Below are 19,002 nucleotides of genomic sequence, written 5' to 3' on the forward strand. Positions count from 1 at the left end.
ACATGGGCGTGCCGCGCGATCGTCGTCCGGCATCGTCTGCGATGCCTGATCGTTGTAGCATCGCAGCCATGGACAACCTGCTCAGAAAACTCGACCTGACCTCGCTGCGGCTATTCGTCGCCGTCTGCCAGGAACAGAACATTGCCCGCGCCGCCGAGCGTGAATTCATTGCACCGTCGGCGGTCAGCCGCCGCATCGCCGAGATCGAGGCGATGATCGGCTTGCCGGTGATCCAGCGGCATCCGCGCGGCATCACGGTCACGCCAGTGGGCGAGACGGTGCTGCGCCATGCATTGGCCATCATCGGCAATATCGAGGCGCTCGGGGCGGAATTGTCGCGATTTTCCTCGGGCGCGCGCGGGAATGTGCGGATGGTATGCAATCTCGGCGCCATCGTGCAGTTCCTGCCGGAGGACCTGGCGGCCTTTGGCCGGGTGTATCCCGATGTCGGCATCGAGCTGGAGGAGCAGCATAGCCCCGAGGTGCTGCGCCAGGTTGGCGAGCGCAGTGCGGATTTTGGTATCTGCAACGCTATCCCGGGGGTGGAGCAGTTCGTATCGCTGCCGTACCGGGAGGACCAGCTATGCGTACTGGTGCCGGGCGGCCATCCGCTGGCCTCGGCGCCGGCGGTGTGCTTTGCGGACTTGCTGGGCGAGACGTTTGTTGCGCTGCGGGAAGAGAGCGCGCTGAGCCGGCTGTTGTCGGATCAGGCTGCACGCCTGAATGCAGCGCTCAGGATCAAGATCCGGGTGGCCAGCCTGGATGCGCTGTGCCGCATGGTGCATGTCGGTCTGGGCATCGCCATCGTGCCGCGCCAGGTGGGCGAGCTTTACCTGAACACGCTTGACGTGGCGGCGCGGCCCCTGGCGGATGCGTGGGCCACGCGGCAACTGGTGGTGGTGTTCCAGTCGCGCGAGCAGCTTTCGGCCAGTGCCGCGGCATTGGTGGGGTTTCTCTGCCGGCAATAGCGCCAATAGCGGTTTCGGCAATAGCAACGATAGCAAGGCAGGCAGCCGTCTCGAACCGAGACGGCTGCCATGCCGACTCCGCACTTTGCCCGTCCGGCGCCAAAACATATAGTGGGGCCATCAGAAGGAGAAGCCCCCACGATGGAAGACACCATTCGCTTCAGCGGCCGCGTGCTGTACCTGTCGCAAGACCCCGCCTGCGTGCGCGCCCAGCTTGAGGGCAGGCCCATGACCCTGGCAGCAGCGGGCCCACTGCGCGACAACATCTCCACCGACGAGATCACCCCGGTCACGGTGATGCTCACCTACGACGAACGCCTCGGGCAATTCCCCTACGTGGGCTTCCAGGCTGGCGGCGAGCAGCCCATCGGCCGCGATGCCGTGCGCAATGGCGGCTTTGCGGTCACGGTGGCTGGCAAGCGCTACGGCAAAGGCTCGTCGCGCGAGTCCAGTCCGCTGGCCGAACTGTCGGCAGGCATCCGCCTGATCGTGGCGGAGAGCTTCGAGCGCATCTACCAGCAGAACTGCGACAACATCGGCATTCTCACCACCACGGATTTCACCGTGCTTGACAGGGTGCTGGCGGGCGAGGCGATCCCAATCGAGACCTTTCTGACCGGGCGCGACGCGCTGACCCGGCAGGTGATTCGTGCAGGCGGCCTGCTGGCCTATAGCCGCGCGGCGAACTGGCCGGCGGCGGGCGAGGGCGCGCAGGGCACGGAGGCAACGGGCAACGCCGCACCGCGCACCTTGGTGGAAAAGATCATCGCCCGCCATCTGCTCCCTGGCACGCCGAGTGCTGAACGTGGGCAGGGCGTATTCGTGGCGGCGGACTGGCGTTTCTCGCACGACTATTTCACCGGCATGTGCGCGCATCTGATGCATCGCGCCTTCGGCAAGCCGGCGGCGTTGCACGCGCCCGACCATATCATCGCCTTCCAGGATCATTTGGTGCTGGCGGCGCAGAGTTATCCGCATGTACGTGATGGCCTGTTGCCCGGCGTGGCCAACCTGATGCAGGGCCATGACGGCCTTGCGCATGATTACCCGGTGCGCTCGCACAACGCGCTGAAGGGCGATGTACCAGGCTCGGAAGGCATCTGCCACGCGCTGATGGCCGAGCAATACGCGTTGCCGGGGCAGGTGGTGGTGGGCACCGATTCGCACACGCCGCATTCGGGCGCGCTCGGCTGCCTGGCGTTCGGCGCCGGCGCCACCGATGTCGCCAATAGCTGGGTCACCGGCTATGTGCGCTGCAAGGTGCCGGAGACGCTGCGCGTGGAGGTCGAGGGAGAACTGGCCAAGGGCGTGACGGCCAAGGACATCGTGCTCTACCTGCTGCAGATGGACGCGATCCGCTCCGGCGGCGCCATCGGCATGGTGTTTGAATATGCCGGCAGCACGGTACGTGCCTTGTCGATCGACGAGCGCGCCACGCTGACAAACATGGTCGCCGAGCTGGGCGGCTTCACCGGCATCGTCGAACCCGACGACAAGACCGTGGCCTTCCTGAAGGCGCGGCGCGGCGTCGACTTTGTCATTGAGGACTGGATGCGCAGCGATGCCGGCGCAAGCTACCGCGACATAATCCGCATCGATGCCACTGCCATTGCCCCCATGGTCGCGCGCCCCGGCGACCCCGGCAACGGCATCGCGGCCGACACGCTGGACCAGTCCGTCCCGGTAGACATTGCCTACGGCGGATCCTGCACGGCCGGCAAACGCGAGGATTTCGACTACTACCACGAGGTGTTGCGCTGGGGGCTGGATCACGGCCTCAAGGTGTCGTCCCGTACCCAACTCTTCCTGCAGTTCGGCACGCTCGGCGTGAAGGAATATTGCGAAGCGCGCGGCTATCTGGACACCTTCGCCGCCGCCGGCGCCACCCTGGTCATGCCGGGCTGCGGCTCCTGCGCCAACTGCGGACCGGGCGCTTCCACCACCAGCGAGCAGGTCACCATCAGCGCCATCAACCGCAACTTCCCCGGCCGCTCGGGGCCGGGTCAGGTCTGGCTGGCCAGTCCTTACACGGTGGCCGCAAGCGCGCTGGCGGGGCAGATCAGCACATTCGGGCAATTGCAGGCAAGCCGCGCCGCACCCGCGTCCTAGCAGCACACCCCGGCGTCCCCGCGCAAGCGGGGACGCGGCGGCATCCATAGCCGGGCGACAGATCCCGGCCGCCATCCACAGGAGACAAAGATGTTCCCCAATATCTCGCGCGTCCTGCGTGCGGCGGGGCGGCTGCTTGCCGTCGCCGCCATCGCATTCCCGGTCATCGGCGCTCCCGCCGCCCACGCCGCCGACAAGTATCCTGCCAAGACCGTGCGCCTGATCGTGCCGAACTCGCCGGGCTCCACAGCCGACGTGGTCGCGCGCGTAGTGGCCGAGGGGCTGGGCCATGAACTTGGGCAGCCGTTTTACGTGGAGAACATTCCAGGGGCGGCCGGCATTCCCGGCACGCGGCAACTGGTGTCCGCCGCCGCCGATGGCTACACGCTCGCGGTGGTGTCGTCCAACCATGCCATCAACCCCGGCCTGTACCGCAATATTCCCTACGACAGCGTAAAGGACATCACCGCCGTGGGGCTGATCGGCACCACCCCGCTGGTGCTGGTGGTGGGTGCGGGCTCGCCGTACAAGACCGTGCAGGAACTGCTCGCGGCGGCGCGGGCGCATCCGGGCAGCCTCAGCTACGGGTCGTCCGGCAAAGGCAGCGTGCTGCATCTGGCGGGCGAACTGCTTAAATCGAAGGCCGGCATCGATATGCTGCACGTACCTTACAAGGGCGTGAACACGTTGCTGACCGATGTGCTCGGCGGCCAGATCAACGCCGCCTTCCTGGCCACGCCGTCCGCCCTGCCGCAGATCAAGGCCGGCAAGCTCCGGGCGCTGGCGGTGAGTACGCCGGCGCGGCTGGACAGCCTGCCGGCGGTGCCGACCCTGGCGGAATCGGGCGTCAAGGACTATGCCTACGATGCCTGGATCGCACTGGTCGGTCCCGCTGGTTTGCCCAAGGACGTCGCCAAGCGGCTACAGCAGGCGCTGGTCAAGGCGCTGGCCGCACCCAAGGCCAAGGACCTGTTCGCCGCGCAGGGCTTCGTCGTGAAGTGCGGCAATGGCGAAGAGACCGCCCGCCTCATCCGCGACGAACTGGGCAGGAGCCAGGCACTGATCAAGAGCGCGGCGATTGCCGTGGAGTGAGGGCGCAGCGGGAATCTCCCAATTCAAGCCGACTTTCGCAAGCGGAGTGACCAGCCACGAAGTTGCAAGCGATGCCGATTTCGTCGTGGGCGCGGTGGCACCGCATTGAAGAGCCCGAGACCTTGACCACCGCGCCCGCCCCACCACGAAACCATTGGCGGGCGCTGTGTCGTGGTGGTTCGCGCCGGTAACGGCAGATGGTCGAATGGGCAAGGATTCCGCTACCGGGGGCCCCACCACGAATCCCGGAAATTGGCAGATTCGTGGTCATTCGAGCCGGTACCGGCAGATGCCAGCAGAACAGTGGCCGTACTACGAATCTCCTGTCCCTCGCACGCGCGATTGCTCTTCCCCCGGCAGGGTCGGCTTTCTTTTCGTTAGTTTTCTTTGCCGAACGCAAAGAAAAGTGACCGGCGTCCCCCGCAGGGGGATGTCGTAATCCTTTGGGTGCAAGATGCCAACACCGCTCAAATAAAGCCCCCCCTAAACCTCCACAAACACCCCCCCACCCTCAACCCTCACCCCAAACACCTCAATATCACCAGTCAGCGGCTCACACATAGCCCGCCCGGTGCGCACATCGAACCTCCCCTGATGCAACGGGCATTCAATCTCGTGTCCATCGAGAAACCCATCACACAGCCGCGCGTTACCATGACTGCAAGCATTATCCGTCGCATAAATCTCATCCCCCACGCTAAACAGCGCGATCTCCCTGCCACCAGCATTAACCGCCACGACATCATCCTTAGGAATCGCGACCAGCTGTATCACTTGAATCCATTGCTTAGGCATAGCACACCTCAAATCGGGTAAATAATGGAATTGGCGATCATCTCGCTATCGAAAACGCATAGCCGGGACTCAAACCTCAAGCCCTCCCCGGTGCGCCGGATCACATCGATATAGCGGCCCACGTTGTACACGGTGGACAGCCCGTCCGGCTTGGTACGAAAGACCGCGTAGCTGGCCTCGGCCTCGATCCGCTCCGCATCGGCCTTCAGGATACGAGGGATGCCGACCACATGCCGCTGGTAGTACGGATCATGGAAGATGGTCTCGGTCGCGCCGTAGATGCGGTCCTTGAGCATGCCGCGGCTCTCGAAGGAAAGCGTGGCAAGCGGGAAGCCACCGTCGTAGTTCTCGCGCGGCTGCAGCTTGTAGACGCACGCCTCGGTGAAAAAGTCCGGCCACTTCCCCCATTCATTGTTGTCGAGCGCCGCAGCGTAATCCGCATACAGCGCCAGCACTTGCGAGTAGGTTTCAAAGTCGAGCATGTCTCAAGCCTCCATCACGCGGCGCCAGTAGTTGTACATGCCGCGAATCAACGTCTCGGTCACCATGTGGTCTGTATCGCCGATCTCGCGTCCGCCCAGTTCCGTCACCGTCCGGTGGAACGGCTTCTGCTCGAAGCCCTGCTGGGAAAATTCGATCACTTCGCCGTCGTCGGCCGAGACAAAGCCGGCCGGACCGAACAGGTTCGCCTGGCGGAGCCGGCGCCGGGTCATGTCGGCATCGTCGTCCTCGAAGCCGAAGTGCGTCCACACGAAGTTGAACGAGCCGTGGCCGGCCGGCTGGATATGCCGGGTGGAAACCGAGTTCACCTGCTGCTGGATGATGACGCTGGGGAATAGCGTCATCATCACCGCCGTGGGCGTGCCCCACCAGTCTTCCTTCACCACGTCGAGGAAGCGGTCGTCGTGCAGGCTCATCTGCTCCTTGAAGCTGGACACTCCGCTGGTCACTTCGCCTTTGCCGCCCTGGCCGCGCGTGGAGATCATCGCCGCGTGGCGGAAGTGCTCATCCATCTTGAGCTCCGACTTGTTGTCGGCTCGCCAGAGCCCGAACGTCACGAACCAGGTGTGCAGCAGCCCGGGGTGGTACGGATCCTTGATGTTCTCCTGCATCAGCTTCCAGTTGCCGGGAATCTGCTGGCGGCTGTAGCCGAGGATCGTCAGCTTGCGGCCGTCGAAGACCCTGTCGAAGTAGGCCAGGATGGCCGGGCCGAGATAGTCCTCCAGTTCGGGCACCTCGTGATCGAACGAGGCGAAGATCACGCCGTTGCGCCGCGCGACCTTGAGCTTGGTCAGGCCGTGCGCCTTCGGGTCGAAGTCGGCTGGCATGCCGCCATTGACCTTGCCGTCGAGCTTGACGCCGCGCCGGAACGGCACGCCGACGAGGTTGCCCTTGAGGTCGTAGTTCCACTGGTGATAGGGGCAGGTGAAGTCCTTGCGATTGCCGGAGCGCTCGCGGCAGAACTGCACGCCGCGGTGCGCGCAGACGTTTTCCACCACGTAGAGCTCGCCGTCCGCCGCGCGGCTGGCGATCACCGAGCGCTCGCCGACCGCCGTGCGCTTGAAGTCGCCCGGGTTCGGGATTTCCGCTTCCAGCCCGATGTAGCACCAGTGGCCCGAGTAGAAGAAGCGTTCCAGCTCCTGCCGGTAGATATCGTCGTCGGTATAGGCCCAGAACGGAATCCGGCTTGAGCCTTCGTCCTTCCATTCCTTTTTCCTGAATGCAATAGCCTGTTCGCGCATGGCCTGTTCGTGCATGGCTTGTCTCCGTGTGGTCTCTTGTCGGGATGTCTCAGACGCCGCTGGCATGGAATGCGTCGGCGTGGATGTGCTCGGGGTCGATGCCTTTCTGCCTGAGCAGGATGGAGGCGGCGTCGACCATGACGGGGGCGCCGGCGAGATAGGCGCGCCAGCCGCCCATATGTGCCCAGTCGTCAGCGACCGCCTTGGTCACCACGCCGCCCCGGAAGCCGTCGCCGTCACCGGCTGCCGCCACCACTACATGCACGTGCAGCGCGGCGTGGCGCGCCTGCAGTTCGCGTAGCCACTCCAGGCCATACACGTCCGCCTGCGTGCGGACGCCAAAGTAGACATGCACGGGATTGCGCATGCCGGCATCGAGCATGCCGCGCAGGATCGACAGGATCGGCGCGAGGCCGGTGCCGCCGGCAATGCACACTACCGGGCCGTCGCACTTGCGCCGCAGGTAGGCCGTGCCCAGCGGACCGCTGACGCGGATGGCATCGCCGACCTTCAGCTCCGACGCCACATAGGACGTGACGCGCCCGTCGGGCACCAGCCGGATGTGAAACTCGAGTTCATCGGCGCCATGCGCGACCGCCATCGAGTAGGGGCGGATATGGCGCGGCGTGAACTGCAGCGTCGCGTACTGCCCGGGCGAGAAGTCGAGCGGCTTCGGAATTCCCACGCGAACGCGCTTGATGTCATGGGTGAGGTCCTCCAGGCCGGTCACCGTGCCTTTGAGGATCTTTGCCGGGTGCACCACGACTTCGTCGAGTTCGGGAATCTCGATCGCGCAGCTTTCCACCAGCGTGGTCTGGCACGCCAGCACCGTATCCCCCGCCGCCATGGGCGCGCGGGAATCCTCGGGCCCGGCAACCAGTGCGCGGCCGCCCACCATCTTGCAGCGGCAGGTGCCGCATCGTCCCGCCATGCAGCTGTATGAAATAGGAACCTGGTTGGCGCGCAGCACGTCCAGCAGGTTGTCGCCGGGCTGCACGCGGAGCGTGCGCGCGAGCGGATGAATGGATACTTCCATGGGGCTTTGTCTCCAACGATGCTTGCTGTCGTTGTCCGCATATTGGCGCGGCAGGTAGAATAAATAAATAGAAGGAAGGTGATACGTCATATCACTGTGAGTGATAAAGGAGGCGGGATGGAACTGCGGGAAATCGACCTGAACCTGCTGGTCGTGTTCAACGAATTGCTTCGCCTGCGCCGCGTTTCCGCGGTGGCGGAGGCGCTGGGCATTTCCCAGCCCGCCATCAGCAACGCGCTCAATCGCTTGCGCAAGCTGCTTGGCGACGAACTGTTCCTGCGGACCTCCAAGGGCATGGTGCCCACGCCGTTCGCGGAGAATCTCGCGGAGCCGATCGGCTATGCGCTTGGTGCCATCCACAACACGCTCAACGCGCAGTCGGCCTTCGAGCCGGCCTCGAGCACGCGCAACTTCACCATCGCCATGACGGATATCGGCGAGATTTATTTCCTCCCGGACCTGATGAAACGGCTGTCGAAGGTGGCGCCGGGCGTAACCATCAGCACGGTGCGCAACCATACGGTCAACTTGCGCGAGGAGATGGAAAGCGGGCGCGTCGACCTGGCGATCGGCTTCATGCCGGATCTCAAGGCCGGTTTCTTCCAGCGGCGCCTGTTCCGGCAGCGTTACGTCTGCATTTTCAGGAAGGGCCATCCGCTGGCGCGCGAGGGCATGACGATCGGTTCGTTCAGCAACGCCGAGCATGTGGCGATCGTGGCGGCCGGGACCGGCCACAGCATGGTGGACGAAGTGATCCAGCGCGCGGGGGTGCCGCGGCAGGTGCGCCTGCGGGTGCCGCACTTCGTGGCGGTGGGCCATATCCTGCAGACGACGGACATGATCGCGGTGGTGCCGGAGGCCTATGCGGAGCGGACGTTAAAGCCGTTTGGCCTGGAGACGGCGGCGTGCCCGGTCAAGATTCCCGATATCGTGATCAACGTGCTCTGGCACGCCCGGAACAATCGGGAGCCGGCCAGCCAGTGGTTGCGGCAGTTGGTATTTGAGGCGTTCTCGAAGTAAATGCGGTGCCGGAGGCGATTCCCTATTCCAAATTCCCTATTCCCGCTTCCATGGGAAAGGCGGCATCTGCATTCCCCGCCTGCCCACAAGGCCCACCCTCAAGCCCCCAGAACTTCCGCGCATACCGACAACCACGCCCGCGCCGCGTGCGACTGATACCGCCCCTGCGCCCAGATATGCGCCAGCGCCCAGTCCATGGTGGGTTCCGTCAGCCGCGCCACGGCCAGCTTGTCCTCGAGCTGCAGCTTGGACAGCAGCGGCTGCGGCAGGAAGGTGGTGCCCAGCCCGGCCGCTGCCATCGAGGCGAGGAATTCCCAGTGTCCGCTTTGCGCCACGACCCGCGGTTCGATGCGGGCCTCGAGGAAGGCTTGCCGCAGTTTCCGGGTCAGGGAGAAGTCTTCTGTCAGCAGCAGCAGGGGCTCGTCGCGCAGCGCCGCCAGGGTGACGGTCTTGCCCTTGGCCCAGCTGGCCTTGCGTGATCCCGCCACCCAGATCGGATACTTGGCGAATTCGCGCGTGGCCAGGGCAAGGTCGCTATCCCTGGGCAACACCGTTGCGCCGACTTCAAGTTCCCCACTCGCCACTTGCTGTTCCACCATGTGGCCGCCATGCTCGGCGAGGTTCAGGTCCAGGTTGGGATAGCGCTGGCGGAAGGCGCTGACGGCCGGCGAGAAGAACAGGTTGGCCATGGGCGGAATCCCTACCGTGAGCTGGCCACGGCCCAGGGAGGAGAGGTCGGCCACTTCCAGCGTGAGCCGGTGCACCACGCCCAGCGCTTCCTGCCCGCGTTCGTAGACCACCCGCCCCACGTCGGTCATCTGGACCTGCTTGCCCTCGCGGATCAGCAGCGGCTGGCCGATCTCGTCTTCCAGTTGCCGCACCATCTTGCTGATGGTGGATTGCGTGACGAACAGGGACGCAGCCGCCTGCGTGAAGCTCTTGAGGCGCACGGTTTCCACAAAGTACCGCAGGGCACGGATATCGATGGGCATGGGGGTACTTCCTTTGCCATGAAAAAAGCGAATAGGGATGGCAATTTTAAATCATGTTCGGAATGCTAGCCAGTTGGCTACACTTCTTTTCTACGCGGCGCCGGGCTGCCGTTGCAGGGACCCGGCGCCGGATCTGGAAGCCAAGGAAGACAAGATGAATGCCCGTGCGCAAACGCGCCCAACCGCCATCGCCGCCCCCCGTGCGATGCGCCTGCGTCCCGTTGCACGCCGCCTTGGGCGGAACACCTAGCCGGCCGGCCCGATCGTCCTGGTTCATCGCCCCTGTCCGCCAGCGTGCCACGCCGGCGTGAATACATCGAGCGCCCCCCAAAAAACAACAGGTTCACGTCATGCCTAGCTGGCCGAGCGCACGGCAGTGGCTCTTTTCGCTGAAAGCATTCGCCGCTTCGATGCTGGCGCTTTATATCGCGCTGGCACTGGGCTTGCCCCGCCCGTACTGGGCCATGGCAACCGTCTATTTCGTGTCGCATCCGCTGACGGGCGCCACCCGCTCCAAGGCAGCCTATCGCGTGGCGGGCACGCTGCTGGGCGCGACCGCCGCCGTGGTCACGGTGCCCTTGCTGGTCAACGCGCCCGTCATGCTGATGGGGGCGATTGCACTGTGGACCGGCGCCTTGCTCTATCTCTCGCTGCTGCAACGCACGCCGCGCAGCTATGTGTTCCTGCTGGCGGCCTACACGCTGCCGATCGTGGCGCTGCCGTCGGTCAGCGACCCCGCGCAGGTCTTCGACATCGCCGTTGCGCGCATCGAGGAGATTGTCATCGGCATCGTCTGCGCCGGTATGGTGGGCGCCATCGTCTTTCCGGCAAAGGTGGCACCGGCGCTGCGCGCCCGCTCCGCCACCTGGCTGGCGGACGCGGCGCTCTGGGCCGCCGACATGTTGTCCGCCGATCCGGACGCCAATGCCACGCGCCATGGCAGCCGCCACCGGCTGGCCGCCGATATCCTCGCGCTGGACCAGTTGATCACCCAGCTGTCCTACGACACGGAAAGCGCGGACACCCTGCGCCATGCGCGCGCCTTGCGCGAGCGGATGACGATGCTGCTGCCTGTGCTGTCTTCGCTGGCGGCTGTCCTGCAGGCCCTGCGGCGCCACGCGGCTGGCATTCCGGAGCAACTGGCGCGCCATATGGCCGACATGTCGGGCTGGATCCACGCTGGCTTCGATGGCCCGCGGCCCGCGCTGGAGCCGGCGGCCGGGCCGTGGGCCGGGTACGGGAAGGCGCCGGGCTGGCATGCCGGCCTGGTCGCCACCGCCAACGATCACCTGCGCAAGCTGGCGGAGGTGTGCGAAGACTGCCACGCCTTGCAGCGCGGCATCGGCGACCAGGCGGCGGGCGCGGCGGCGGCGCACCGCGGCCGCAGTAGCCACCGAGCCGACCGTGCGGACCGGGCGCATCACCACGATCACGCCATGCTGCTGTTCTATGCGTGCTCGACCAGCCTCGCCGTGTTCTGCGCGGGGATGCTGTGGATCGTCTCGGGATGGGAGGACGGGGCGGGGTCGGTCGCGGTGGCGTCGATCGCGTGCTGCTTCTTTGCCACCATCGAGGAGCCGCGGCCGGTGGCGCATTCCTTTTTGCGCTGGAGCTGTTTCTGTTTCGCCGTCTCTTCCTTCTACCTGTTCCTGGTGGTGCCGAACGCACACAACTTCGAAACCCTGGTGGGCATGCTGGCCGTGCCCTACATGGGCATCGGCATGCTGATCTCGCGGCCGGGCTTCAACCTGATCGCCATGCTGCTGTCGGTCAATACGGCATCCTTTGCCAATGTGCAGAGTGTTTACGATACGAACTTCCTCGGCACCTTCAACAGCAGCCTTGCCAGTATCGGCGGCATGTTGTTCGCGCCGCTGTGGGCCATGGCCACGCGGCCGTTCGGCGCCCGCGTGGCCGCGCACCGGCTGATCCGCGCCAGCTGGAAGGACCTGGCGCAGGCCGCGACCCGGCGCGAGCCCGGCGAGCAGGCAAAGCTGGGCGGCCGCATGCTCGACCGGCTCAGCCAGCTCGTGCCCCGGCTCGCGGCCAGCGACGACAAGATGTCGTCGGACGGCTTTGCCGAGTTGCAGGTCGGGTTTGGCGCGCTGGCGCTGCAGCGCAACCTGCCGGCCTTGCGCCCCGCCGCGCGCCGGGGCGTGACCAGGGTGCTGAATGCGGTCGCGCTGCATTTCCGCGCACGGCTGAAAGCCGGGCACGCGATGGCGCCCCCGGATGCGCTGTCCGAGCGGATCGACAAGGCGATTCGCGAGGTCGCCCTGCAATCCGACAGCGCCGGAACCCTGGGTGAGAGCGCCCGCCATGCGCTCGCCGCGCTGATCGCCCTTCGGGTCACGCTATATCCTGCGGAGCAGGCGGCGGCGCGGCCGGCGCATCCCTTGCCTGCCTTGCCGCTTCCCTTGCAGGCGGAACACAAATGCTGAGCGCGGAAATCGATATCTACGGCGTGTTCGTGCCCGGCCTGCTGGCGCTGATGCTGCTGACCTTTGCCATCACCGCCGGCATGCGCGCGGTGCTCGCCCGCGTGGGCTTCTACCGGCTGGTCTGGCACCGGTCGCTGTTCAATCTCGCCCTTTACCTGATCGTGCTGGGTGGCGTGGTCGCCATGGCCCGATCGCTGCAATCATGAAACTCAAATTCCGTTTGTTGGGCCCCGTATTGCTGACCGTGCTTGCCACGGTTGCCGCCCTGTTCGTCGTCAGGCACCTGTGGGACTACTACACCATCGCGCCATGGACGCGCGATGGCCACGTGCGCGCCGACGTGGTGCAGGTTGCCCCCGATGTCTCCGGGCTGGTCACGCGCATCCTGGTCAAGGATAACCAGCGCGTGCGGCGCGGGCAGGTGCTGTTCGTGATCGACCAGGACCGCTATCAGCTGGCGCTGCAACAAGCCATGGCGACGGCAGCCGCGCAGCGCGCGACGCTGGCGCAGGCACGCCGGGAGGCCGCCCGCAGCCGCAACCTGTCCGAGGTGGTCGCCACGGAAGTGGTGGAGGAAGGGCAGGCCAGGGTGCAGCAGGGCGAAGCGGCGCTGGCGCAAGCCGAAGCCGCCGTCGCCCTGGCGAAACTCAACCTTGCCCGCACCAGCGTGGTCAGCCCGGTGGAAGGCTTCCTCAACGACCGCCTGCCGCGGCTGGGCGATTACGTCACCACGGGCCGGCCCGTGCTGTCGATGGTCGACACGGACTCCTTCCACGTCGAAGGGTATTTCGAGGAGACCAAGCTGCACGGCATCCGCATCGGGAACCCCGTGACGGTGCGCATCATGGGCGAGCGCACCCTCCTGCACGGACATGTGCAGAGCATTGCCGCCGGCATCGAGGACCGCGACCGCAGCAACGGCTCCAATCTGTTGCCGAACGTGAACCCCACTTTCAACTGGGTGCGGCTGGCGCAGCGGGTGCCGGTGCGCATCGTGCTCGACGACGTGCCGGCCGGGGTGCGGCTCGTTTCCGGCCGCACGGCGACGGTGTCCGTAGCGGAGCCCGGCAAGGGCATTCCTGTCCTGCGTGACGGGGAGGGCGCGTGATGAACAAGCTCCGTCTGGCCGTGCTACCTGCGCTGGCGCCGCTGCTGTTCGCCTGCACCACGGTGGGCCCCGACTACCACGTGCCGGAGCAAGCCGCCGTACGCGCGCCGGAGGCCAACGGCCCCTTGCTTGGCACGGCGAATCCGGCCGTCGCCGTTGCGCCGGTACCGGACGACTGGTGGCGCCTGTATGACGACCCCAGGCTCGACAAGCTGGTCCGGCAGGCGCTGACCGCCAATACCGAGCTGCGCGTTGCCGCCGCCAACCTGCGGCGCGCCATTGCGATCTACCACGAGGTCGAGTCGGAGAACCTGCCGCAAGCGGCATTGTCCGCCAAGACCGAGCGCGCGCAGATCGCGGGCGAGAGCTTCCTGATCAAAGAGAAGCTACCGGTCTTCAATCTGGGCGATTTCGGCTTCTCGGTGTCCTACCTGGTGGACTTCTTCGGCAAGCTGGCCCGTGCCGACGAGGCCGCGCTGGCTAGCGCGGAGGCGAGCCAGGCCGCGCTGGACGCGGCGCGGGTCAGCGTGGTGGCGCAAACCGTGCGCGCCTATGTGCAGGGCTGCGCCGCCACGCATGAGCTGGAAGTGGCGGAGCACCAGCTTGCCTTGCAGTCGCGTGGCGTGGAGATCGCCGGCAAGATGGTGGCCGCCGGCCGTGGCCAGCCCACCGACATGCTGCGTGCCCGGGCGCAAGCCGAGACCCTGCGTGCGGCATTGCCACGCTTCAGGGCGGAAAAGGAAAGCGCGGCCTACCGGCTCGCGGTCATGCTGGGCAAGCCGCCGGCGGCACTGCCCGAGGCGGAATCCGAGTGCAAGGAGGAACCGCGGCTGCGCCAGGCGATTCCGGTAGGGGACGGCGCGGCGCTGCTCAAGCGCCGGCCGGACGTGCGGCAGGCGGAGCGCGAACTGGCCTCCGCCACGGCGAAAATCGGCGTGGCCACTGCAGATCTCTACCCCTCCATCCGCATCGGCGCGTCGGCCGGCCTGAGCGGCCTGCTCAGCGACCTCGGCACGGGCCCGACCGCCCGCTGGAGCATGGGCCCGCTACTGACCTGGAACCTGCCCACCAACGGCGTGCGCCCGCGCATCCATGGCATGGAAGCCGGCGCGGACGCCGCGCTGGCCCGCTTCGATGGCGTGGTGCTGAAGGCGTTGCAGGAAACCCAGACGGCGCTCAGCGCCTACACCAGCGAACTGGAGCGCAACCAGTCCCTGCGCGTGGCGCGCGACGACGCCAATGAAGTGGCGCGGCAGCACCGGATGCTGTACCAGGCGGGCCGCGTGCCCTACCTGTCCAGTCTCGATGCCGACCGCACGCTGGCCGGGGCCGATGCCGCGCTGGCGGCATCGGACAGCCAGGTCGCCCTTAACCAGATCAACCTCTTCCTGGCGCTGGGCGGAGGATGGCAGAACAGCCCAAAGGTGGAGGAGCACACTGCGGCAGGCGACCACCCAAGCGAGCACCACTAGGCATTGCCGCGTGCGGATTTCGCCTTCTTGCCGGTGACGTGCCGCACGGACTCGATAAAGCGCTGGACGCGCGGCGAGCGGCGCGCCGCCGAGTACACGAACTCGATATCGACGCGCTCCGTCAGGTCGGCCAGCGCGATGAATGCAACAGCCGGTGGCGCATGCAGCTGCGAACTGGCTGGCACCAGCGCGCATCCCATGCCCGCGGCCACCAGGCCGAGGATGGTCGGCGTGTCGGTGCCGATCTGGACGATGTGCGGGGTAAAGCCCGCGTTCGCGCAGGCCGCCATCAGCAGGCTGTGCTGCGCGCTCGACTTTTCCCGGCTGAACCAGACAAAGCGTTCGCTGGCGATATCGGCCAGCCGCCGCGGGCGCCTGGCGGGCGGCGAGGCTTGCGCCGGCACCGCCAGCACGAAGTGCTCCCGGTACAAGCGGATGCCGCTCAGGCTGGCATCGTCCGCCGTGCGCCAGGCCATGATGCCGCCGTCGAGCTGCTCGCTTCTAAGCGCCTGCGCCTGTTGCAATGACAGCAGAGGCTCGATCGACAGCAGGATCTCCGGGTTGTGCTCCCGATAGTGTTCGAGAATCGACAGCGTGACCCGTGAAGCCAGGTAGCTCGGCATGATGCCCAGCCTGAACGAACCGGTCTGTCCCTGCGCAATGCGATGGGCGCGGTCGCGCGCCTGTTCCAGTTGCAGCAGGGATTGCTTCGCATCCTGCAGATAGCTCACCCCGGCATCGGTAAGCTGCACCCCCTTGGCATGCCGCTCGAACAAAGGGACGCCAATGGCGCCCTCCAGGTTCTGGATCTGCCGCGACAAGGCGGGCTGGGTGATGTTCAGGGCCCGGGAGGCCGCAATGATGCTGCCTTCCTCCGCGACGGCGATGAAGTAGCGTAAGTGCCGGGTTTCGATGTTGCGCATTCGTGCTGTCTTTGCTCCGGGGATCTCGTGCCGCTGGCAAATCCCGTCGCCATGACGGTGACAAGCCTATGCCTTTAAAGTATAGCTTCTGCATTCAGTAAGCATTTGACCGCATGGCAGTCCGGCTCCTACCATGCAGCATCCCTCATTGCCGAACCAACACGCTTCACATGTCCAATTCTGACCACGCACTGCCAGGCGCCCCTGGCGGGGCAGCGCACGAACCTGACCTGCACATCGTCACGCCGCTGCTGAGATCCACGTCCTATTCGCAGCGGCTGGGCCGGTCGGTGTGGTTCAAGATGGAAGCGCTCCAGCCCCCCGGCTCGTTCAAGGCGCGGGGAATCGGCCATGCTTGCCGCGTCCACAAGGAGCGGGGGGCAAAGCACTTCGTCTGCTCTTCCGGCGGTAATGCCGGCATTGCCGTCGCCTATAGCGGAAGGCTTCTCGGCGTGCCGGTCACTGTCGTCGTGCCCGAAAGCACATCCGCCGCGGCGCGCGAGCGCATCCGCATGGAAGGCGCCGAGCTGATCGTTCACGGACGCGCGTGGAGCGAGGCAAACGATCACGCGCTCTCGTTGATGAAACAGGACTACGCATTCATCCATCCCTTCGACGATCCCCTGCTTTGGGAAGGCCACGCGACCATGATCGACGAGGTCGCTGCCACCGGCATCAAGCCCGGCGCCGTGGTGTTGTCGGTGGGCGGCGGCGGCTTGCTGTGCGGCGTGCTCGCCGGGCTGCACCGGAACGGCTGGGGCGACGTGCCGGTCATTGCGGCCGAGACCGTTGGCGCCGAATCCTACGCGGCCTCGCTGGCGGCAGGCGCGCCGGTGGAACTGCCGGCAGTCACCAGCATTGCGACCTCGTTGGGGGCGAAGCGCCCTTGCGACAAGGCGATCGAGTGGTCCTCGCGGCATCCGATCGTCAGCCAGGTGGTCTCGGACAAGGCCGCGGTCAGCGCGTGCCTGCGCTTCCTGGCGGAGCACCGCATCGTCGTGGAACCGGCGTGCGGCGCGGCATTGGCCGCCCTGGAGCAAAGGCCGGCGGCGGTGATGGCGGCAACGGATGTGCTGGTCATCGTTTGCGGCGGCGCCGGCGCGACTGCTGAACAATTGCAGGCATGGGGGTGCGAGGGCTAGCGCTTCCCGCCGCTCGCCTCAATCCTCGTGACGCAGGTGCCTGGCTTCCCGTGGCAGGCGGAGGCTGACCACGAACGCCAGGGCCATCATTGCCGTCACATACCAGTAGAAGGACGATTGGTGCCCCGCCGATTTCAAGGCCAGCGCCACGTATTCGGCCGAGCCGCCAAAGATCGCATTGGAGATGGCATAGGCAAGCCCCACGCCGAGCGCGCGCACCTCGGGCGGAAACATCTCCGCCTTGACGATGCCGCTGATCGACGTGTAGAGGCTGACGATCGCCAGCGCCAGGGAGATCAGCAGGAAGGCGGCGAGCGGGCTGGAGACAATCTGCAGCCCGCTCAGGATCGGCACGGTGGCGAGGGTGCCGAGCGCGCCGAAGGCCAGCATATTGCTGCGCCGGCCGATGCGGTCCGACAAGGCGCCGAACAGCGGCTGCATGCACATGTAGAGGAACAGGCAGCCGGTCATCACCGTGCTTGCCGTCCTGATGGACATGCCCGCGGAGTTCACCAGGTACTTCTGCATATACGTGGTGAACGTATAGAAGATCAGCGAGCCGCCGGCGGTATAGCCCAGCACGGTAAAGAACGCCGCCTTGTGATGGCGGAAGAGCGCCGCGACGCTGCCGGCTTCCTTGCTGCCGCGCGTGGCGGCGGACGACGTCTCGTGCAGCGTGCGCCGCAGTGCCAGCGCGACGACCGCGGTCAGCGCGCCGATCACAAAGGGAATGCGCCAGCCCCAGCTCCTGAGCGCGGCTTCGTCCAGCAGTTGCTGAAGCACCACCACCACCAGCACGGCCAGCAACTGGCCGCCGATCAGCGTGACGTACTGGAACGACGAGAAGAATCCGCGCCGGCCCTTGAGCGCGATCTCGCTCATATAGGTCGCCGTAGTGCCATATTCACCGCCGACCGACAAGCCTTGGAGCAGCCGCGCCAGCAGCAGCAGGGCGGGTGCCCAGTTGCCGATACTGGCATAGGTGGGCAGGCAAGCGATCAGCAGCGAGCCGAAGCACATCATCAATACCGAAATCAGCATAGAACTCTTGCGCCCGTGGCGGTCCGCAATGCGGCCGAACAGCCAGCCGCCGATCGGCCGCATCAGGAAGCCGGCAGCGAATACGCCGGCGGTATTCAGCAGTTGCGCAGTGGGATCCGCCTTTGGAAAGAAGGAGGGCGCGAAGTAGATGGCGCAGAACGCGTAGACGTAGAAGTCGAACCACTCAACCAGGTTGCCGGATGAGGCCGCGACGATGGCGAAGATGCGCTTGCGGATGTCTTCCGGGGAGGGCGGTTTGCGTGATGCGGCGGAAGCGGATTCTGTCATTCAGGGTGCGGCCGGGGGGGCTTGTTGTCATGGCAGCCGGTGACCGGGGGAGGGCGACCGGAGGGCAGGGAACCGCGCGGAGACCGTGGGGGATGCCCGGCTTCACCTGCTGCGGCGTGCGGAGTGTACCCATGCCGTTCGCATTGCCGGCATGAATTAATGTCACGCTGATCAGTCGGGTTTCGCATGGATGACGGGCGCCCGCCCCCGTTGTGACAAAGGAATTCGCCTGGCTGTGGATTGTGAAAAAAACGACTGGAACTGAGACGTTTAATTCATCACAGGAATGGTTCGCCGTGACTACACTATGGACCTGTACCGCGCCACTCATCGCGCCGGTGCAGATCAAAAGGCGAAACAGACGACATGCGGGACGCAGATCCGCCTATCCCGCTCCACGTTAAGTGGAAAGTGCCGCCAAATTCTGGAATCAAGCAGCATCATGAATAAGAAGCTCTTCACGACCCTCGTTTCCGCAGCCGCATTCGGTGTGTGCGTACTGGCATCGACGCAAGCCAACGCAATGGGTCCGAAAGATAGCACCAACGCCGGCGACAAGTACGGCTACGCACTGCACAACGGCAAGCGCGACCCGTTCAGCGACGGCGCACGCGTCAACGACCGCCGTGACGCGTTCAGCGACGGCGCGCGTGCCAACGACCGCCGCGACCCGTTCACGGACGGCGCGCATGGCGGCGTCTCCGCGGCTCTGGAGCTTGCCGGCCGCGACCTGACCGGTGTGTCGGCTTCGCCGGCGCATGGCGCGGCAGCCAACAGCCAGGCCAGCGCCTGATACAGCGCGGCCGGTCCGGCCCCTGGGTTCCCTCGCCCGG

17 protein-coding genes are annotated in these 19,002 nt (G+C 65.9%); 10 read left to right on the forward strand and 7 right to left on the reverse strand.

Translation table 11 applies throughout. From position 1 onward, the window contains the following. Nucleotides 1–68: 68 nt before the first annotated feature. The 3 genes from ACZY0R_RS10530 to ACZY0R_RS10540 all read left to right on the forward strand — a co-directional run bounded on the left by ACZY0R_RS10530 (nucleotide 69) and on the right by ACZY0R_RS10540 (nucleotide 4,169). Nucleotides 69–968, forward strand: a complete 900-nt coding sequence (locus tag ACZY0R_RS10530; protein ID WP_488858292.1) for a LysR family transcriptional regulator — start codon at nucleotides 69–71, stop codon at nucleotides 966–968. A gap of 141 nt (nucleotides 969–1,109) precedes the next feature. Next, on the forward strand, nucleotides 1,110–3,077 hold the full coding sequence (locus tag ACZY0R_RS10535) for an aconitase family protein (RefSeq protein ID WP_488858293.1): 1,968 nt from the start codon (nucleotides 1,110–1,112) through the stop codon (nucleotides 3,075–3,077). A gap of 90 nt (nucleotides 3,078–3,167) precedes the next feature. Further along, entirely contained in the window at nucleotides 3,168–4,169 is a 1,002-nt protein-coding gene (locus tag ACZY0R_RS10540) for a Bug family tripartite tricarboxylate transporter substrate binding protein (protein ID WP_488858294.1), read from the forward strand. 483 nt (nucleotides 4,170–4,652) lie between these two features. Here ACZY0R_RS10540 and ACZY0R_RS10545 read toward each other — a convergent pair whose 3' ends face one another. Genes ACZY0R_RS10545 through ACZY0R_RS10560 form a run of 4 tightly spaced genes read right to left on the reverse strand, consistent with a single transcriptional unit; the run spans nucleotide 4,653 to nucleotide 7,742 of the window. Further along, nucleotides 4,653–4,964 (reverse strand): non-heme iron oxygenase ferredoxin subunit, encoded by a 312-nt coding sequence (locus ACZY0R_RS10545; protein WP_488858295.1) that lies wholly within the window; start codon nucleotides 4,962–4,964, stop codon nucleotides 4,653–4,655. A gap of 8 nt (nucleotides 4,965–4,972) precedes the next feature. Continuing rightward, on the reverse strand, nucleotides 4,973–5,446 hold the full coding sequence (locus ACZY0R_RS10550) for an aromatic-ring-hydroxylating dioxygenase subunit beta (RefSeq protein ID WP_488858297.1): 474 nt from the start codon (nucleotides 5,444–5,446) through the stop codon (nucleotides 4,973–4,975). 3 nt (nucleotides 5,447–5,449) lie between these two features. Continuing rightward, nucleotides 5,450–6,706, reverse strand: coding sequence for an aromatic ring-hydroxylating dioxygenase subunit alpha (locus ACZY0R_RS10555; protein ID WP_488859630.1), 1,257 nt, complete (start codon nucleotides 6,704–6,706; stop codon nucleotides 5,450–5,452). Between the two features lie 49 nt (nucleotides 6,707–6,755). After that, the gene (locus tag ACZY0R_RS10560; protein ID WP_488858298.1) at nucleotides 6,756–7,742 is read right to left on the reverse strand and encodes a 2Fe-2S iron-sulfur cluster-binding protein; all 987 of its coding nucleotides are present in this window, start codon (nucleotides 7,740–7,742) and stop codon (nucleotides 6,756–6,758) included. A gap of 117 nt (nucleotides 7,743–7,859) precedes the next feature. Between ACZY0R_RS10560 and ACZY0R_RS10565 the strand changes: the two genes are divergently transcribed. After that, nucleotides 7,860–8,762: a LysR family transcriptional regulator gene (locus ACZY0R_RS10565; protein ID WP_488858299.1), complete on the forward strand. Its 903-nt coding sequence runs from the start codon at nucleotides 7,860–7,862 to the stop codon at nucleotides 8,760–8,762. A 98-nt stretch (nucleotides 8,763–8,860) separates the two neighbouring features. Here ACZY0R_RS10565 and ACZY0R_RS10570 read toward each other — a convergent pair whose 3' ends face one another. Continuing rightward, nucleotides 8,861–9,754, reverse strand: coding sequence for a LysR family transcriptional regulator (locus ACZY0R_RS10570; RefSeq protein WP_045235881.1), 894 nt, complete (start codon nucleotides 9,752–9,754; stop codon nucleotides 8,861–8,863). A gap of 350 nt (nucleotides 9,755–10,104) precedes the next feature. Between ACZY0R_RS10570 and ACZY0R_RS10575 the strand changes: the two genes are divergently transcribed. Genes ACZY0R_RS10575 through ACZY0R_RS10590 form a run of 4 tightly spaced genes read left to right on the forward strand, consistent with a single transcriptional unit; the run spans nucleotide 10,105 to nucleotide 14,775 of the window. Next, on the forward strand, nucleotides 10,105–12,195 hold the full coding sequence (locus tag ACZY0R_RS10575; protein WP_488858300.1) for an FUSC family protein: 2,091 nt from the start codon (nucleotides 10,105–10,107) through the stop codon (nucleotides 12,193–12,195). Then, nucleotides 12,189–12,401 carry a DUF1656 domain-containing protein gene (locus tag ACZY0R_RS10580; protein WP_045235883.1) on the forward strand — a complete coding sequence of 71 codons (213 nt, stop codon included), beginning with the start codon at nucleotides 12,189–12,191 and terminating at the stop codon, nucleotides 12,399–12,401. The genes ACZY0R_RS10575 and ACZY0R_RS10580 overlap by 7 nt, the downstream gene beginning before the upstream one ends. Further along, the gene (locus ACZY0R_RS10585; protein ID WP_488858301.1) at nucleotides 12,398–13,303 is read left to right on the forward strand and encodes an efflux RND transporter periplasmic adaptor subunit; all 906 of its coding nucleotides are present in this window, start codon (nucleotides 12,398–12,400) and stop codon (nucleotides 13,301–13,303) included. Before ACZY0R_RS10580 ends, ACZY0R_RS10585 begins: the two co-directional genes overlap by 4 nt. Further along, nucleotides 13,303–14,775 carry an efflux transporter outer membrane subunit gene (locus ACZY0R_RS10590; RefSeq protein WP_488858302.1) on the forward strand — a complete coding sequence of 491 codons (1,473 nt, stop codon included), beginning with the start codon at nucleotides 13,303–13,305 and terminating at the stop codon, nucleotides 14,773–14,775. Before ACZY0R_RS10585 ends, ACZY0R_RS10590 begins: the two co-directional genes overlap by 1 nt. Here ACZY0R_RS10590 and ACZY0R_RS10595 read toward each other — a convergent pair. Beyond that, on the reverse strand, nucleotides 14,772–15,698 hold the full coding sequence (locus ACZY0R_RS10595) for a LysR family transcriptional regulator (RefSeq protein ID WP_488858303.1): 927 nt from the start codon (nucleotides 15,696–15,698) through the stop codon (nucleotides 14,772–14,774). The two genes, ACZY0R_RS10590 and ACZY0R_RS10595, sit on opposite strands and share 4 nt — an antisense overlap. Before the next feature lie 170 nt (nucleotides 15,699–15,868). Here ACZY0R_RS10595 and ACZY0R_RS10600 point away from each other — a divergent pair, with 170 nt between their 5' ends. Continuing rightward, nucleotides 15,869–16,840, forward strand: a complete 972-nt coding sequence (locus ACZY0R_RS10600) for a pyridoxal-phosphate dependent enzyme (RefSeq protein WP_488858304.1) — start codon at nucleotides 15,869–15,871, stop codon at nucleotides 16,838–16,840. Between the two features lie 18 nt (nucleotides 16,841–16,858). On the opposite strand, the gene ACZY0R_RS10605 is transcribed toward ACZY0R_RS10600, so the two are convergent. Next, the gene (locus ACZY0R_RS10605; protein WP_488858305.1) at nucleotides 16,859–18,169 is read right to left on the reverse strand and encodes an MFS family transporter; all 1,311 of its coding nucleotides are present in this window, start codon (nucleotides 18,167–18,169) and stop codon (nucleotides 16,859–16,861) included. Nucleotides 18,170–18,611: 442 nt separating this feature from the next. Here ACZY0R_RS10605 and ACZY0R_RS10610 point away from each other — a divergent pair, with 442 nt between their 5' ends. Then, the gene (locus ACZY0R_RS10610) at nucleotides 18,612–18,962 is read left to right on the forward strand and encodes a hypothetical protein (protein WP_488858306.1); all 351 of its coding nucleotides are present in this window, start codon (nucleotides 18,612–18,614) and stop codon (nucleotides 18,960–18,962) included. Nucleotides 18,963–19,002 lie beyond the last annotated feature (40 nt).

This window comes from Cupriavidus sp. F041 (assembly GCF_057814235.1).